The organism is Metabacillus halosaccharovorans (assembly GCF_002019635.1).
Lineage (GTDB): Bacteria > Bacillota > Bacilli > Bacillales > Bacillaceae > Metabacillus > Metabacillus halosaccharovorans.
On record NZ_KV917372.1, the window covers coordinates 2,099,555 to 2,115,990 of the forward strand.

16 protein-coding genes are annotated in these 16,436 nt (G+C 37.2%); 5 read left to right on the plus strand and 11 right to left on the minus strand.

Features of this window, described 5'->3' with window-relative positions:
* Positions 1-10 precede the first annotated feature (10 nt).
* The 8 genes from BK577_RS24130 to BK577_RS24165 all read right to left on the minus strand — a co-directional run bounded on the left by BK577_RS24130 (position 11) and on the right by BK577_RS24165 (position 10,268).
* Positions 11-3,100: a carbamoyl-phosphate synthase (glutamine-hydrolyzing) large subunit gene (locus BK577_RS24130; RefSeq protein ID WP_078435213.1), complete on the minus strand. Its 3,090-nt coding sequence runs from the start codon at positions 3,098-3,100 to the stop codon at positions 11-13.
* The gene (locus BK577_RS24135; RefSeq protein WP_078435214.1) at positions 3,093-4,163 is read right to left on the minus strand and encodes a carbamoyl phosphate synthase small subunit; all 1,071 of its coding nucleotides are present in this window, start codon (positions 4,161-4,163) and stop codon (positions 3,093-3,095) included. Before BK577_RS24135 ends, BK577_RS24130 begins: the two co-directional genes overlap by 8 nt.
* 102 nt (positions 4,164-4,265) lie before the next feature.
* Entirely contained in the window at positions 4,266-5,426 is a 1,161-nt protein-coding gene (locus BK577_RS24140) for an acetylornithine transaminase (RefSeq protein ID WP_078435215.1), read from the minus strand.
* On the minus strand, positions 5,423-6,205 hold the full coding sequence (gene argB / locus BK577_RS24145; RefSeq protein WP_078435216.1) for an acetylglutamate kinase: 783 nt from the start codon (positions 6,203-6,205) through the stop codon (positions 5,423-5,425). The genes BK577_RS24140 and argB overlap by 4 nt, the downstream gene beginning before the upstream one ends.
* An 11-nt stretch (positions 6,206-6,216) precedes the next feature.
* Positions 6,217-7,449, minus strand: coding sequence for a bifunctional ornithine acetyltransferase/N-acetylglutamate synthase (gene argJ, locus BK577_RS24150; RefSeq protein ID WP_281252639.1), 1,233 nt, complete (start codon positions 7,447-7,449; stop codon positions 6,217-6,219).
* Between the two features lie 109 nt (positions 7,450-7,558).
* Positions 7,559-8,596, minus strand: coding sequence for an N-acetyl-gamma-glutamyl-phosphate reductase (gene argC, locus BK577_RS24155; RefSeq protein WP_078435218.1), 1,038 nt, complete (start codon positions 8,594-8,596; stop codon positions 7,559-7,561).
* A gap of 511 nt (positions 8,597-9,107) precedes the next feature.
* Positions 9,108-9,416: a metal-sulfur cluster assembly factor gene (locus BK577_RS24160; protein ID WP_078435219.1), complete on the minus strand. Its 309-nt coding sequence runs from the start codon at positions 9,414-9,416 to the stop codon at positions 9,108-9,110.
* Positions 9,417-9,500: 84 nt separating this feature from the next.
* Positions 9,501-10,268 (minus strand): prolyl oligopeptidase family serine peptidase, encoded by a 768-nt coding sequence (locus BK577_RS24165; protein WP_078435220.1) that lies wholly within the window; start codon positions 10,266-10,268, stop codon positions 9,501-9,503.
* A 434-nt stretch (positions 10,269-10,702) separates the two neighbouring features.
* Here BK577_RS24165 and BK577_RS24170 point away from each other — a divergent pair, with 434 nt between their 5' ends.
* The 3 genes from BK577_RS24170 (at position 10,703) to BK577_RS24175 (ending at position 11,980) form a co-directional block, all read left to right on the plus strand.
* A complete protein-coding gene (locus tag BK577_RS24170) occupies positions 10,703-11,515 on the plus strand; it encodes a Cof-type HAD-IIB family hydrolase (RefSeq protein ID WP_078435221.1) in 813 nt (270 codons plus the stop codon).
* Positions 11,516-11,632: 117 nt separating this feature from the next.
* Positions 11,633-11,785 carry a hypothetical protein gene (locus BK577_RS26225; RefSeq protein ID WP_169908462.1) on the plus strand — a complete coding sequence of 51 codons (153 nt, stop codon included), beginning with the start codon at positions 11,633-11,635 and terminating at the stop codon, positions 11,783-11,785.
* On the plus strand, positions 11,786-11,980 hold the full coding sequence (locus BK577_RS24175) for a DUF3813 domain-containing protein (protein ID WP_078435222.1): 195 nt from the start codon (positions 11,786-11,788) through the stop codon (positions 11,978-11,980).
* 21 nt (positions 11,981-12,001) lie between these two features.
* Here the strand turns inward: BK577_RS24175 and BK577_RS24180 are convergent, their stop codons facing one another.
* Both BK577_RS24180 and BK577_RS24185 read right to left on the minus strand, forming a co-directional pair.
* Complete coding sequence (locus BK577_RS24180) at positions 12,002-12,478, minus strand: BsuPI-related putative proteinase inhibitor (RefSeq protein ID WP_078435223.1); 477 nt, start codon at positions 12,476-12,478, stop codon at positions 12,002-12,004.
* An 8-nt stretch (positions 12,479-12,486) separates the two neighbouring features.
* Complete coding sequence (locus BK577_RS24185) at positions 12,487-13,329, minus strand: YitT family protein (RefSeq protein ID WP_026561297.1); 843 nt, start codon at positions 13,327-13,329, stop codon at positions 12,487-12,489.
* A 360-nt stretch (positions 13,330-13,689) separates the two neighbouring features.
* Here BK577_RS24185 and BK577_RS24190 point away from each other — a divergent pair, with 360 nt between their 5' ends.
* Both BK577_RS24190 and BK577_RS24195 read left to right on the plus strand, forming a co-directional pair.
* On the plus strand, positions 13,690-14,547 hold the full coding sequence (locus BK577_RS24190) for a DegV family protein (RefSeq protein ID WP_078435224.1): 858 nt from the start codon (positions 13,690-13,692) through the stop codon (positions 14,545-14,547).
* Positions 14,548-14,608: 61 nt separating this feature from the next.
* Positions 14,609-14,740 (plus strand): DUF3941 domain-containing protein, encoded by a 132-nt coding sequence (locus tag BK577_RS24195; RefSeq protein ID WP_078435225.1) that lies wholly within the window; start codon positions 14,609-14,611, stop codon positions 14,738-14,740.
* A 40-nt stretch (positions 14,741-14,780) separates the two neighbouring features.
* On the opposite strand, the gene BK577_RS24200 is transcribed toward BK577_RS24195, so the two are convergent.
* Positions 14,781-16,433 carry a methyl-accepting chemotaxis protein gene (locus BK577_RS24200; protein ID WP_078435226.1) on the minus strand — a complete coding sequence of 551 codons (1,653 nt, stop codon included), beginning with the start codon at positions 16,431-16,433 and terminating at the stop codon, positions 14,781-14,783.
* Between the last annotated feature and the right edge of the window lie 3 nt (positions 16,434-16,436).

A 16,436-nucleotide genomic window follows, 5' to 3' on the forward strand; every position in this document is an offset into this window, starting at 1 on the left:
TAGGCGGAACCTATTGGTTTTTCACCAATGGTTTCAAAAATTCCTGAATTGAAGATACTTCATCATCAGTGGCAGTAATGGATGTTAAACAAGCGTAAAATGTTGAAAGGTTTGTAAAAAGAAGCATTCCTTTTTCAATCGCTTGTTGGCGTGCTAATTTCGCTTCATCACTGTCAATCAATGAGACGAAAATGCCTTTTTCTCCCTCAACCCAGGTTTCATACTGATCTGTCACAACTTCAAGTCCAACTTCCTTAGCTGTTTTTATCGCCTCATTATCTGTTATATCAAAAAAGACACTTCGTACGTTCTCTAAGTCCTTTGTAAAGATCTTGCGATAAACTGCCTCTAAATTATTTCCAATACACATTCCTTCACCAGTTGCCTTCATTTCCGGTCCAAGTGTAATATCAACATCATGTAAAGCATGACTGGAGAAGACCGGATATTTCACCGCCACCATGTTATTAGGCTCTGGGGAGGTTATGTCTAGTTCTGTTATTTTTTTACCGCATAATAAATAGGTAGCATGCTTAATAATAGGAATACCCGTTACTTTACTAATAATCGGCGCTGTTCTGCTTGCACGTGGATTTACTTCTACAATATAAATTGTATGATCTTTCACTAAGAATTGAATATTCATAATTCCACGATAATGCAGTTTTTTCACCAATGCACTTGCGTAGTTAGCAATAACCTGTTTATTTTTGTCCGTCAGGTTTTGAGAAGGAAGGATGGCTAAGCTATCCCCTGAATGGACACCTGCAGGCTCAACATGCTCAATATATGTTGGAATAAAGGCATCTTGACCATCTGAAATAAGATCAATTTCTCCCTCAAGTCCTTCAACAAATTGATCAATCAGAACCGGATAAATCATATTTGTATTTTCCGCAAGTAACTTTTCTAAGGTTTCTTCATTATGAACAATGACCATACCTTTTCCGCCAATAACATATGATGGTCTAAGAAGCAGCGGGAAACCTATTTCTTTTGCTCCTTTTAATGCCTCATCCGCATTGTTTGCCGTTAATCCTGCAGCATGTGGTATGGATAATTCATCTAACAGTTGATAGAACTTGTCGCGATCCTCCAACCAATCTAATGTTTCAGTATCAGTACCAAGCAGCTTTACACCCGCAGATTCTAATTGTTCAGCAAGGTTAATCGCCGTTTGCCCGCCATACTGGACAATAACAGAATCAATTCCCTCGGAATCAACGATATTTAATACATGTTCAAGCGTAATCGGTTCAAAGTACAATCGATCTGCTGTTTCAAAGTCAGTACTAACCGTTTCCGGATTATTATTTATCATCACAGCTTCATAGCCTAATTGCTTTAATGCCTTAATTCCATGAACAGCACTATAGTCAAATTCGATCCCTTGACCGATACGTATTGGGCCTGATCCAATGATTAGAATCTTTTTGTTATTTGTTAAATCAGGCTGTTCATTTTCACCGAAATAGGTAGAATAAAAATAATTCGTACGGGCTTCAAACTCTGCTGCACATGTATCAACATATTTATAAGAAGCCTTTACCCCTGCTTGAAGTCTTGCCTTTCGAACTTCAGCTTCAGGAGCATTTAATAATGATGAGATCGTCTTATCAGAGAACCCTTTTTCCTTCACATTTGCTATAAACTCAGCTTCAAGTGTTGAAATAGTTCTTTCCTGGATTTGCTTTTCCAGATCGATAATTCGTTGGAATATTGAAAGGAAATACACATCCATTTCTGTTTGCTCATGGATTTCTTGTATCGTGCTCCCTTTTCTTAATAGCTCCATCACTGCAAAAAAGCGGCGATCATCTGTTTTATTCATGACTGCTTTTAATTCATCAATGGATAAATCTTTTAGCTCTGGCAGGTGTGTACCGATATTGTCCAGTTCTAGAGAGTCACATGCCTTTTGAATAGCTGCTTCGAGATTACGCTCAATCGCCATAACTTCACCAGTTGCCTTCATTTTAGTCCCCAGCTTACGGTCAGCCTTATTAAACTTATCAAAAGGCCATCTTGGGAACTTCACAACAACATAGTCAAGCGCTGGCTCGAAGCTTGCGTACGTACTCATCGTTAGAGGATTTTTCAATTCTTCCAATGTATATCCTACTGCAAGCTTTGCAGCAATTTTTGCAATTGGATAACCAGTTGCTTTTGATGCTAATGCAGATGATCTGCTGACCCGTGGATTTACTTCAATAACATAGTATTGTTTGCTATTAGGATCTAACGCTAATTGAATGTTACATCCACCGATCACACCAAGTGCTGAAACAATTTTAACGGCTGCACTTCTTAGCATATGGTAATCTTGATCTGTTAATGTTTGTGAAGGTGCAACAACAATTGAGTCACCTGTATGAACACCAACAGGATCAATATTTTCCATATTACATACAGAAATACACGTTCCTTTATGATCACGAATCATTTCATATTCTACTTCTTTAAAGCCGGCAATACTTTTTTCAATTAAACATTGTGTAATCGGACTTGCTTGCAAACCACTTCTTACGAGCTTTTTAAACTCTTCAAGATTTGAAGCAATTCCGCCGCCTTTCCCGCCAAGTGTATAGGCAGGTCTGATGATAATTGGGAACCCGATTTTATTAGAAAATTCAAGGGCTTCCTCTAATGTGGTAACAATGGAGCTCTCAGGGATAGGTTCATTTAAATCATACATTAATTGACGGAACTCATTTCGATCCTCACCTTTACGGATCGAATCAATAGAAGTTCCTAATAATTGCACACCATATTTCTCTAGAACACCTGCTTCATGAAGTTCCATTGCCAGGTTAAGCCCGGTTTGACCACCTAAAGATGCAAGTAAGCCATCCGGTTTTTCTTTGGCGATAATTTTTGTTAAACTTTCCACTGTTAATGGTTCAAAATACAAAACATCTGAAAATTCCTCATCTGTCATGATGGTTGCAGGATTGTTATTAACAAGAACGACTTGGTAGCCTTCTTCCTTTAAAGCCAGACAGCCTTGTGTACCTGCATAATCAAATTCTGCGGCCTGCCCGATCACAATAGGGCCGGAACCAATAACAACAATTTTCTTGATAGACTGATTTTTAGACATAAAGTATATCTCCTTTTGCAACTGCGACTAACTCTAAAAATTCATCGAAGATCCATTCACTATCTGAAGGTCCCGGATGTGCTTCGGGATGAAATTGCGCTGTTAAAACTGGTAAACTTTTATGTGATAACCCTTCAATTGAATCATCATTAATATGATAAAAACGCATCGATAAATCTGTATCTTTTAAGCTCTCTTTAATGACAACATAACTATGGTTTTGAGATGTCATGAAGACTTTATTTGTTTTAAGATCAAAAACAGGTTGGTTTGCTCCTCTATGTCCAAATAATAGTTTTGTCGTTTTAGCACCGAAAGATAGAGCAATTAATTGGTGACCTAAACAAATTCCTAATGTCGGGTAAGCAGAAACAACTTTTTTAATTTGACTAAAGTAGCTTGATAATTGCTCAGGATCTCCAGGGCCATTTGATAATAAGACACCATCAGGCTTTAAATCACCTATTTGGTCCATCATTTTAAATGGGACAGTCGTGACTTTACAGCCTCTATCTAATAAGGATGTAAGTATTGATTTCTTATATCCAAAGTCTACTAATGCAATATGCTTTTCCCCATTCCCATATGTTTCAAGCTTATCTGATACAACTTCAAATACTCCATCTTCGAAAATGGTACTCGGCTTTTCAGATAATGCAGACTTTGACGTAATTGTAGCTGCCATTGATCCGTGATTTCTGATTTTTTTCACCACTGCCCGGGTATCAATATGATGAATAATCGGGATGTTCCACTTTTCCAAATATTCTTTAAAGCTATACTGTGCTTCATAATGAGAATATTGTGATGTACACTCATAGATTACAACTGCTTTAACCTGCGGCTTTTTACTTTCATCATCACTTATATTGACACCGTAATTCCCGATCAACGGGTAAGTGAATACAACAATTTGATTTTTATAAGAAGGATCAGTTAGTACTTCCTGATAACCTGACATTCCTGTAAAAAATACGATTTCTCCGTTTATATCCTTGGAAGACCCGTGCTCTAGTTCTCCTGCATAAACTGAACCATCCTCTAAATGGAGATATCCTTTCATCTGCTTACACCTCGTTTGTCTTTAATTCTACTCAATTCCCTAATGGATAATTATTTAAACATAAGTATTTTTATTCAATCACTTGTAAAAAAAATGCTCGAATTAATGAGCTCCCACCGAATAATCCACTGTCGAGAAAACATCTCCTATTACTTTTACCGCTATATCGATTTCTTCATAAGAAACAGTTAATGGTGGAAGTAAACGAATAACATTAGGACCAGCCGGCAGAACAAGTAGCTTTTGCTCTCTTAACTGATTAATGATTTCGGATACTTGTTCCTTACATTCAATCCCGATTAGGAGTCCTTTTCCGCGAACATCATTTACAAGTGGATGCTTTCCTACTAAATTATTCAACTTACCTATTAAATAGTTACTTTTTCCTTCCACTTCTTTTAAAAATTCTTCATCAAAAATTTTCTCTAATGTCACTTTTGCAGCAGCCATGGCAATTGGATTACCTCCAAAGGTAGATCCATGGCTTCCAGCCTGAAATGTTTCGATAAGCGATTTCTGACCGATCATTGCACCAACTGGCAACCCACTACCAAGACCTTTTGCAGATGTAATAATATCAGGCTTAATTCCAAAATGCTGATAACCAAATGGCTTACCAGTTCTGCCGATTCCTGTTTGAACCTCATCTATAATAAGTAATGCACCGATCTTCTGACATGTTTCTGCTATTTTTTCAATAAATTCTTTGTCAGCTGGAACGACTCCGCCTTCACCTTGAACAACTTCAAGCATAATGGCTGCCACATCAGTTCCAAGCTCATCTAATGCTTCCACATTGTTAAAGGTGAGGTACTGGAATGTTTCGAGTAAAGGTCCAAAGCCTTGTTGAATTTTCTCTTGACCTGTTGCAGACATTGTCGCAAACGTTCTGCCGTGAAATGATTGTAAGAACGTAACGATCTTATGTTTACCAGTATGCTTTCTTGCCAGTTTAATCGCAGCTTCATTTGCTTCAGCTCCACTGTTACAGAAAAACACTGCATCTCCATCACTAGCTTCGACTAGAAGCTTTGCTACTTCTTCTTGAATAGGCTGGTGAAATAAATTGGACATATGCAAGTATTTTGTAAGCTGCTCTTGCACAGCATTTGATACTTCTTCATTGGCATGACCGAGGTTACAAACGGCAATACCTGAAATAAAGTCCAAATATTTTACATCATTCACATCTGTTACCCATGAACCCTTTGCTTCTTTAATGGTTACGTCCCAGCGTGCATATGTTGGAAATAAATAACTCATGATGACAAGACCTCCTTCTCACTCACAATTTTCGTTCCCTTAAAAGCATCTTTTTCAATGAAAGCTTGCTGACCACTTACTATCATGACTTCCTGACAAATATCTGAAAGTGTGGAAACAGCTGATTCCACCTTAGGGATCATTCCACCTGTAATGATTTCATTCTTTATCAGTTCATCAATTTGAGACGGTGTTACGGTCTCAATGACTTCCTTTTCTTTATTTAAAATACCTGGTACATCTGTTACAAATAAGAATTTTTCTGCTCCAACTGCATTTGCAATTGCTGCAGCTGCTAAATCAGCATTAACGTTAAGGGTATCATGTGTTTCAGTACTTGCAAGTGGCGCTACAACAGGAATATAGCCATTATCCATCAGTAATTCTACAGCTGCTGTATGAACTGATGTTACTTTCCCCACCATACCTAAGTTTTCTTGGTCCAAGAAACCCGCTAGTAATAGTTGATCATCAGTCCCGGACAATCCAATCGATTTTAATCCCTTTTCGTTCAACAGCCTTGTTAGGTGCTTATTAATCTTTCCGGCTAACACCATTTCAGCAACTTCAAGTACCTCTTCTGTTGTCTTACGTTGACCATTGTAGAATTCGGTTTCTATTTTTAAAGCTTTCAGCATGTTCGTGATATCAGGACCGCCACCGTGTACGATCAACACCCTCCAGTTTGAGGAAATCAATGCTTGTAAACTATGAAAAAAAGACTCTGACAATTGGTGAACAGTACTACCGCCACATTTTAATACAACTGTTTTTGACATAACAATCTCCCTTACGTTCTATAGCTTGCGTTTATCTTCACGTAATCATATGTTAAATCACAGCCCCACGCTTTTCCTTTTTCCTCTCCGACACCAAGATGAACTGTAATCTTTACTTGATCTTGTTTTAAGTATTCTGAGGCAACTTCCTCTGAAAATGATTGAGGACGATTATCTGTAAATAAACAGATATCTCCTAAGTAAATATCAATACTCTCAGGTTCAACTTGTGCTTCACTATAACCTACTGCACAAATAATTCTTCCCCAGTTTGCATCCGCTCCGTAAACAGCTGTTTTGACTAGGCTTGATCCGACAATCTTTTTGGCAACAACATTTGCTTCCTGCTTTGTTTTTGCTCCAGTTACCTCTACTTCAATTAGCTTTGTTGCCCCTTCGCCATCTTTAGCAATTTGTTTCGCTAACTCTTCACTAACTTTATGAAATGCTGTTTTAAAATCCTTCCATCCTGGGTGTTGCTCGTTTAACAGCTCATTTTCAGCCAGCCCATTTGCCATGACCAATACCATATCATTTGTGGATGTATCACCATCAACTGTGATTTGATTATATGTTTTATCTGTTGTTTTACTTAAAAGTGCCTGTAGTGATGCAGAGTCAATCTTTGCATCTGTTGTCACAAAAGAAAGCATCGTTGCCATGTTTGGATGAATCATCCCTGAACCTTTAGCCGCACCACCGATGGTAACCGTTTTTCCATCAATTTCAATTTGATAGCATGATGTTTTCATAACCAAGTCAGTTGTTAAAATGGCTGTTTGAAAGGCTTCAGCAGCTTCATATGTTGAATGGGGTTTTAGCTGCTCGATCCCAGACCGAATTTTATCCATTTTTAAAAATTCCCCAATTACACCTGTAGATGCAACCGCAACATAATGAGGTTTGATGTTAAACAGGTCTGCAGTTCTTTCTCTCATCTCATAAGCATCTTTTAATCCTTGTTCTCCTGTACACGCATTCGCATTTGCACTATTGACGATAATTGCTTGCAACAATTCCTCTTCAGCGATGCTTGCCTGCGTTACTTTTAGCGGAGCTGCCTGGAAATGACTTTGGGTATAAACGGCTGCACAATTTGCTGGTACCTCACTGTAGATAACACCCAGATCATTTCTTGAATATCTGAGTCCGGCATGAACACCGTCACTTGAGAATCCTTTCGGTGTTACAATAGATCCATTTTCAATTTTTGTAATAGCAGATGTTTCTTTTGCTTGTAGCACTTCTTTTTCCTCCCTGGTTGTCATGATCAACTCTCTTTTACAATGACATTGGTTTAGTCAATTTGCCCCTTCTTAGAGTCTGACCTTCCATTTCATCTGCAAAATAGTCTTATGGATAAATAGGTGCAAAATACAAGCCGGTTGTTTCCTCATAACCGTTCATTAGGTTGAAATTTTGAACCGCTTGACCTGCTGCACCTTTCATTAAATTGTCTATTACTGAAACGATAGTGATTCTGCCTGTTCGTTCATCAAGCTTTACCCCGATATCACAGAAATTTGACCCGTACACCTCTTTTGTTGAAGGAAATACATCCTGCTCACGAATACGAACAAATGGTGATTCCGCATAATAGCTTTTATATAAATCTAGTAATTTTTCCGTTGTATATGAATCTTCTACACTTGCATAAATGGTTGCCATAATTCCACGTGTCATTGGAATCAAATGTGTTGAAAAAGAAATAGCACCAACTGCTTCATTTAAAGAATGAAGGGCTTGCTCAACTTCCGGAACATGCTGATGTTCATGTACTTTATAAATTTTCACATTATCATTTACTTCAGGATAGTGGAATGCCTGTGATGCATTGCGTCCTGCACCAGATACACCGGTTTTCGCATCAACAATTATTGATTTGACATCAATGATTTTGTTTTGGACAACAGGTGCCAAGCCTAAAATCGTTGCTGTCGGAAAACAGCCTGGATTTGCAAGAATATCAGCATTCATTATTTCTTCTTTATGAAGTTCAGACAGGCCGTATACAGCATGTTCCAAAATATCATCTGATACACATGGTCGCTTATACCATTGCTCATAAGCTAATCGATCTTTTAACCTCAAGTCACCGGATAGATCGATTATCCTTACATTTGATCCTTGAAACTTTGGTGTTAAGTCTCTTGAAACTCCAGGTGGTGTTGCAAGAAACAAAAACTGTATGTCTCTTTTTATTTCTTCAACATTGATATCTCGCAATATATGATTACTTAATTGATATAGATGGGGAAACGAGTTGCTATATGGAACATCCATTTCTGAAGATGAGTAAAGTATACATTCTTCTACATGTGGATGATTGGATAATATACGATATAATTCGACTCCACCGTATCCTGTGGCACCGATAATTCCGACCTTCACCAAATCACCTTCTCTTAAGTTCGTTATCTAAATTATTTCTCAATTATAAATATGTATAAAAATAAAATCAAGTGTATAAATAATATTTTTGCTAATTTTTCAAAAAAATCACGTAAATGAAAGGATTTATGAGAAACTACATGTATTCAAACGACATTATATATATGCATTTAATTGTATAAAAAGTTTGAAAATTGAATAGGTATTACATATGTATAAGTTATTTGAATAGTCAGAGTCTGGTTTATCTTTGCATATTCTATGCTTTGATATTGGGGGTGTGATAATTTTAGGGATTGAACTGTTCCTAACAACCTAATAGTTTATATCCATATTTAACTAGGAACAAACATCTTTTTTTAAAAAAGCAATTAGAAAAACACGACTTACCGCCAAGAATGGCGGAAGTCGATGTCTTTTCTTATACTTTAATGCTTTAGTATAGTTAAACTTTTTTAAGTACAAAAAAAGTAACCCTTCTACCAATGTATAAGGATTACTCTCGAACGTTTTATTGAATGCCTAATGCGATTTTTGCTATTCTTGACATTCTGTCTTTTGACCATGGCGGACTCCAGACGATGTTTACTTCTGTGCTTTTTACTTCCGGTATATCTTGAAGGGCTACTTTGATTTGTTCAACAATGGTAGCTGCCAGTGGACATCCCATTGAAGTTAGTGTCATTGTAACAATGGTATAACCCTCATCATCCCTTTCCACATCGTATACTAAACCAAGATTGATAATGTCTACTCCAAGCTCCGGGTCGACAACTGTTTCTAACGCACCATAGATATTTTCTTTTAGTAATTCATCCATATTTAAACGCTCCTTTCAGATAGTTGGTATATTGAGTATAGTAAAAGATTGAAGCCAAAGAAAGCATTCTGCTTCTACCGAATATTATAAATACCTTTCAAACCATTCGACCAATGCCTGAACACCTTGTCTTGATACTTTGTGATCTGCTAGCGGATCTGCTATGAATTGAAGTTTTTCGGGTTCTTTTTCATACATTGGGACAATATCTTTATAAAATTGATATGTTGGAGCAAATGGGACAACCTGGTCACGTTCACCATGCCAGAAAAGCAATGGGCGGTTTTGTAGTTTCTCTGTTTGAAGACTTAAGTCAAATGGCTGTAGTATTGCAAGCTGTTCTTCAATTTCTTCGTTTGAAAGAGGAATTTCCGCTCCGCTTTGCTTTAACGAGTAAAGCTGACTTTTAAGAAGTTCTGTATAACAAGGGCTTCCCATTAAACTAACAGCTGCTTTTATCCAATCATATTGTGTCAGTGCACCTAATGTTGTAATCCCGCCCATTGAAGTACCCGCGAGTCCTATTCGGTTAGAATCAATTAATTGATTTATTTCAAAGTATTCCTTAATTTTCGTTACTTCATTTATTTCATTTAAAACAATTTTCCAGAACCTGAAGGCAAGCTCCTTCGTACCATACTGTTCACTTCTTTCTCCATGATACAATGCTTCCGGAAGTGCAACCCTGAACCCCTTTTCAGCTAAATAATAAGCAATATGGAGGTTATTTTCCTTGGCACTTGTAAAACCATGAATAAACATCACGAAAGGTGTTTTTGCCTCTCTTAATGACTCTTTAACAACATGTAATGTCGGTATTCCTTCTATATGTAACTTCTCAACAATAATCACGTTAATTGCGCCTCCTAGTTATATTCCCACTAAATAAGTGTAACATGTAGACATAAAACTTGGAAAAAAGATACACTAATAAAGAAAAGCGGAGCGCCCGTTCAGCGACGTATGAACTGGAGCAATCCGTATGAGATATAGGAAACACGAAGAGCGATAGCGATTCGATGTTGACTTATCGTAAGGAGGAGTGTGAAGTTCACTAGTCGCTGGGCGCTGGAGCAATCCGTATGAGATATAGGAAACACGAAGAGCGATAGCGATTCGATGTTGACTTATCGTAAGGAGGAGTGTGAAGTTCACTAGTCGCTGGGCGCTGGAGCTAGACACCACACTAAGTAAGAAATGTTTACTTCCTATCCGAAAGAAAAGCGTAAGCGCCCACTTGACGTATGAACTCGGGCAACAAAATTTATTGTAAAGAAGGAGACGTTATGGATACAAAATCTTATTTAATCGCTTTAGATTTAGATGGGACACTTTTAAAAGATGATAAGACCATTTCAGCTTATAACAAAGAAATCATTAAAAAAGCAAAGGAAGCTGGTCATATTGTTTGTATCGCAACAGGAAGACCATTCCGTTCAAGCTCCGTTTACTATGAAGAGTTAGACTTATCAACACCGATCGTCAACTTTAATGGTGCATATGTTCACCATCCAAAAGACAATAATTGGGGAACCTACCATACTACCCTTGATTTAGAAGTAGTGAAAGAAATCATCACTGTTTCTGAAAAGCATAACCTACATAATGTATTAGCTGAAATTATTGATGATGTATATTTCCATTATCACGATGAAAAGCTACTTGATGTTTTTAGCATGGGAAATCCAAATACGACAATTGGAGACTTGCGTCAGAACTTAAGTGAAGATGTAACAAGTATTCTTATTCATGCAGCTGAAGAAGATGTTGAGAAAATAAGAACTTATTTATCAGATGTTCATGCAGAGGTTGTTGACCATAGAAGATGGGCTGCACCATGGCATGTTATTGAAATCATACGGGCAGGAATGAATAAAGCGATTGGCTTACAAAAAATTGCTTCCCACTACAATATTCCTCAAGATCGCATTATTGCCTTTGGTGATGAAGATAATGACTTGGAGATGCTTCAATATGCAGGTCATGGCGTCGCAATGGGTAATGCAACAGATGAAGTAAAAAATGTAGCAAATAAAAAAACAAAAACGAATGAAGAAGATGGAATTGCTTGCTACTTAAAGGAAGTACTATCCCTTTAAACTAAAGAAACTCGGGGAAAATGAGATACATTTTGCCATCTATAATATTTGCAGGATCGTACAAAATAATCTTGACGCAAGAGAAAGGCGTCACTATTTTAAAGGGGGGCTTTTTCAATGGGTAAACGTAACAAATCAAAACGTTTTGTACAACAAGGCAAAGATACAGTTACTAAGCACGATGAGAGGTTCCCTTACCATTCAACACTTTCTGAATCAGAACAACAAAAAATGAGTAAAACTGACGACAGTATGCTTGGAGGCTTTTAAATGACAAATCCATTATTCCAACAAGCACGTGAAGCTGTCGCATATGCCGATTCGGTTGCATCAGGGTCTGCACAGGGTGATAAATATGAAGCTGTTATGAAAGCAAAAAATGCCCTGTCATCTGCATTTGCTAATAGCACCGATGCTGAAAGAGCTCAACTAAGAGAGTTTCAGCAAAAAATCGACTCCATTTAACCAAGATGGACTGCCCTTCGTTTAATTGTTTGGAGGGACAGTCCATTCCCTTTCTAAACTGAGATTATCGGACTTATGTGATAAAATGGATACTTTTGCTTTATATTGTCCAGGCGGCAATGGATCATGATTCCATGTTTCTTCCCACTCCATATTCTCTCCAGACTTTAGTAAGGCTGTCTCTAGTGCCTGTGAAAACATTTTTCCTTTTGAATAGGTAAATACTTCTTCCCCCTTATCATTGGTTACTATAATTTCATATTTTTGACTACTATGAAATTCAAGCTTTTTCAACTGATCTGATCGATTTGTTAAAGAAATAATAAATTGAGTTTCATTGGATAATGGTATAACTTGAAAATCCACCTCAAGCTCTTTACTCATTACTTCCTGCACCTCCACCTCTTGATTCATCTCCTCAGCATCGCCATTTCTTTCAGATGCACAACCTGTCAACAGGGATAAAACACCCACAATTAGAAATAATATCCATTTCATTTAAGTACCTATTCCTTTCTAAAGAACCCAAATATCCCTGTTGTTTGAACAATATTTGTAAATGCATTCGGATCTTCTTCTTTAATTATTTTTTCGAGATCATATAATTCATATCTCGTAATAACAATAATAAGCATATCTCTCGGTTCATTCGTAAACGCTCCTTTTGCAGGAATCATCGTTATCCCTCTGACCAAACGAGAATGTATGGCCGCCTTTAACGAATCAGCCTTTTTCGTAATGATCATTGCGGTTAGTTTGGCATGTCTTGTATGGATAGCATCAATCACCCTAGTTGACACATAAAGTGCTACCAACGTATACAACGCCTTTTCCCATCCATATAATAAGCCCGCAGTTAGAATAATGATTGAGTTAAATAAAAAGAAATACGTCCCAACCGGCTTATCTTTCATCCGCGATAGAATCATAGCAATGATATCTAAACCTCCTGTTGATGCACCATACTTCAATGTAATTCCAACACCAACAGCTACTATCACACCACCAAAAACAGCATTTAGTAAAATATCACCTGAGAATGAATGTAAAGGTACAATTCCTAAAAAAACAGTTGTTGCTGCAACACTAAAGAAGCTGTATAAAGTAAAAGATCTCCCCACTTTTAACCATCCTAAAATAGCAACGGGTATATTCAAAAGTAATAATAACACACCAGTCGAAATAAAAAATGGTGTATATTCCTCAAGTATACTTGAGAGAAGCTGGGCAATGCCTGTAAAACCACTTGCATATACATTTGCAGGAATTAAAAACATATTTAACCCAACAGCATTTAAAAAAGCACCTATAATAACCACGATAATTTTCATTGTCTCATTTTTTAGCATGCATTCTCCTCCTTACTTATTTCTATCCTTGCTCTAGTTTTTCCCAACTTTGCTCCATTTGAATACAAAGATTGTTTTTTACCTTTAGAATGATAAAGTGAGACTTCCATCCCTACTGATGGTTAGCGAAACTTATCGGATCTTTACGGGCAGTTATCTCCCATTTCATCTTCTTTGTTTCTCCCGAATTCTTGAAGTTGGAGTTTTACTGCCCGTTAAGAATGGGATATATCGAGACTTCCATCGGTGGGGTGAAGTGAGAGTTGTACTGCCCGTTAAGGTGGGATAAACTAAACATATAAAGATTTGATTTACATATAACGATTCGATCTTATAATTCGAATGTAAAGAGGTGTTAAAATGAATGTACACATTTTAGCTGATAGTGCTTCAGATTTGCCCATTGAGTTTTTTGAAGAAAACTCTGTGACATTTCTTCCTTTAAGTGTCGAAATTGATGGGAAACAACTGGAGGACCAAAAAGAAATTAAACCAAAAGAAATTTATGATTCCATGCGATCTGGAACAGTAGTAAAAACCTCTCAAATATCACCTTCATTATTTAAAGATGTATTTACTGACCTGGCTAAAAAGGGAGTTCCCAGTTTATATGTATGTTTTTCATCAGAGCTTTCCGGTACATACCAAACAGCAATGATGATTCGAAATGAAGTGATTGAGGATTTCCCGGAATTTGAGTTATCCATTATTGACTCTAAGTGTGCTTCATTAGGTTGCGGTTTAGCGGTTAAATACGCAGTTGATTTGGCCGGTAGCGGAAAATCTCTTTCTGAAATAGAAACAGCTGTAAAAGCTTATTGCAAAAAGGTTGAGCATATTTTCACAGTTGATAATTTAGAATACTTAGCCCGTGGCGGCAGAATCAGCAAAGCATCTGCTTTTGTTGGCGGTTTGTTGAATATTAAGCCCCTCCTTCATGTTGAAGATGGAAAGCTAATTCCACTCGAAAAAGTCAGAGGACGGAAAAAAGTGTTCAGAAGGATCATTGACATTATGAAAGAGCGAGGGGTCAACCTCGAAAATCAAACAATCGCCATTAGCCATGGTGATGATGAAGAAGCTGCCAATGAAATGAAGGCATTAATTCAAGAAGCCTTTTCACCTAAAGAGATTTATGTGAATCTTGTTGGCGCCGTAATTGGAGCTCATTCAGGTCCTGGAACACTGGCGATTTTCTTCTTAAATGATGAGGAATAACACATAGGAGCATTTTGGATTGGGAATGATAAGCTTACATTCGTTTGAAAGGAGCTTCATCATGCCACATACTAGTGATAATGATAAAAAAGCACAAGACAACAATGCGAAACGCCATGAGAAAAATATGATGCGGGAAAAAAACCGCCAAAAAGGCGAAAGACAATATTCTAAAAAAACAGATCATATCTAAAGCAAAAAGGGTGATTCTTTTGTAAGAACCACCCTTTGCTTTATTTTAATTTAAAATAATTCATCGTTGACTGCAGGTCATCAGTAAGCTTTCTTAACTTCTCAACCTTATCCACTATTTTTTCAAAAGCAGATAGCTGCTCTGTCGTAGAGGCGGAAATTTCTTCGTTTCCTGCTGCCGTTTCCTCCACTACCGCACTAATGCTTTCCACACTATTTAAAACCTGTTCGCCAAACTGTTTGGAGGTATTCATTCCTTCTACTAAAGAAGTGAGCCTCACCATCATTTCATCTACACGATCACCGATCTTAGTAAATGCCTCTGTTGTTGTATTCATAGACTGCTGCTGATCATCTGCAATGAACACACCTTCTTGAACAGCTTGTCTAACATCTGAAATTCCTTCTTTAATTTTAGCGACCATGTTGAAGATGTGCTTTGTCGAATTGGTTGCTTCTTCTGCCAATTTTCGAACCTCATCTGCTACAACGGCAAAGCCTTTTCCTGCTTCTCCAGCTCGTGCAGCCTCAATCGCAGCGTTTAAAGCTAACAGATTTGTTTGATCCGCTATACCTGAAACGGTTTTTGCCATATCCTCAATTTCAGTTGTATATTCCGCAAATGTTTTGGTTGCTGTATCTATCTGTTGACTTGTTTGCTGATTTTTCATCATTAATGTTCGTTGGACTTCAATTGCACCTTGTCCATCTGTTATCACTGATACAACCTCAGTTCCAAATGAAACAGATTCTTCTGATGTCCGGACGTTTTCTTTAAAGTTGTTGTCCAATTTCTCAATTAATGTTACAGCATCTTGTAAGTCACTGGAAATACTTTGTGTTCCAATAGACATTTCATTTGTTGAAATCGCCACTTGATTTGTTATAGCTGTTAGCCCTTTATTCTCTGTTTCTAAATCCCTTGCGAAACTTTCGACATTCCTACTTGCTGTTTCAATTGAAAATAATAATTCTTTCAGCTGTTCAACCATTTGTGTAAAGGACTTGTTTAGTGAACCTAATTCGTCCTTTCCCTCGTAGGTAATTGTGTCAACAATAAGATTTCCGGAAGCAATCGCTTTTGCATTTTTAGATAATTGCTTCAGAGGGCGGGTAATTGAATTCGTTATTTTCATCGTGATAAAGATGGATAAACCGATTAAAACAATACTCCCAACAATGGCTGAGATAATAACATAAGAAATTTGATTCGCTAATTTTGTTTGCAAGGCGGAATATTGCTCATTTGCGTATTCATTTAAAAGATGAATATCGTTTAGTACTCCATTCAACCGGATAGACTGTCGCTTTGCTTCAGGACCGCCTTTATTTTCCAATGCAGTATTCGCTTCAGCTTTCCACTCCTCATATTTAGAGGTTGCCTTTTTTAATGTATCAACACTTTTTCCATAGGTGACTTCTCTTTCTAATTCTGTTAATAGTTCATTACTATTTGAAATGCTTACCAAGACCTCTTCCTTTTGTGCATCTGTTCCTGAGACAGAAAAGTTATCTAGTCCCTGCTTTGTAGCATTCATCTCAGCTTGAAGCTTTTGTATATTTAATAAAGTGTTTACTTCACCCTGGTTGGATGATTGAATTGAAAGCATATTAAAAATAATATACGCAATCATGATAATAGCAATGATTAGTACACTCATTGAATTAAATAATATCTTTTTCTTAATGGTCATAGT

What these genes read in the sequence shown, in the direction of transcription:
- BK577_RS24130 (WP_078435213.1), bottom strand. Translation starts at nt 3,100, where the DNA reads ATGTCTAAAAATCAGTCTATCAAGAAAATTGTTGTTATTGGTTCCGGC.
- BK577_RS24135 (WP_078435214.1), bottom strand. Translation starts at nt 4,163, where the DNA reads ATGAAAGGATATCTCCATTTAGAGGATGGTTCAGTTTATGCAGGAGAA.
- BK577_RS24140 (WP_078435215.1), bottom strand. Translation starts at nt 5,426, where the DNA reads ATGAGTTATTTATTTCCAACATATGCACGCTGGGACGTAACCATTAAA.
- argB (WP_078435216.1), bottom strand. Translation starts at nt 6,205, where the DNA reads ATGTCAAAAACAGTTGTATTAAAATGTGGCGGTAGTACTGTTCACCAA.
- BK577_RS24160 (WP_078435219.1), bottom strand. Translation starts at nt 9,416, where the DNA reads ATGGATGAATTACTAAAAGAAAATATCTATGGTGCGTTAGAAACAGTT.
- BK577_RS24170 (WP_078435221.1), top strand. Translation starts at nt 10,703, where the DNA reads ATGGATACAAAATCTTATTTAATCGCTTTAGATTTAGATGGGACACTT.
- BK577_RS26225 (WP_169908462.1), top strand. Translation starts at nt 11,633, where the DNA reads ATGGGTAAACGTAACAAATCAAAACGTTTTGTACAACAAGGCAAAGAT.
- BK577_RS24175 (WP_078435222.1), top strand. Translation starts at nt 11,786, where the DNA reads ATGACAAATCCATTATTCCAACAAGCACGTGAAGCTGTCGCATATGCC.
- BK577_RS24180 (WP_078435223.1), bottom strand. Translation starts at nt 12,478, where the DNA reads ATGAAATGGATATTATTTCTAATTGTGGGTGTTTTATCCCTGTTGACA.
- BK577_RS24185 (WP_026561297.1), bottom strand. Translation starts at nt 13,329, where the DNA reads ATGCTAAAAAATGAGACAATGAAAATTATCGTGGTTATTATAGGTGCT.
- BK577_RS24190 (WP_078435224.1), top strand. Translation starts at nt 13,690, where the DNA reads ATGAATGTACACATTTTAGCTGATAGTGCTTCAGATTTGCCCATTGAG.
- BK577_RS24195 (WP_078435225.1), top strand. Translation starts at nt 14,609, where the DNA reads ATGCCACATACTAGTGATAATGATAAAAAAGCACAAGACAACAATGCG.
- BK577_RS24200 (WP_078435226.1), bottom strand. Translation starts at nt 16,433, where the DNA reads ATGACCATTAAGAAAAAGATATTATTTAATTCAATGAGTGTACTAATC.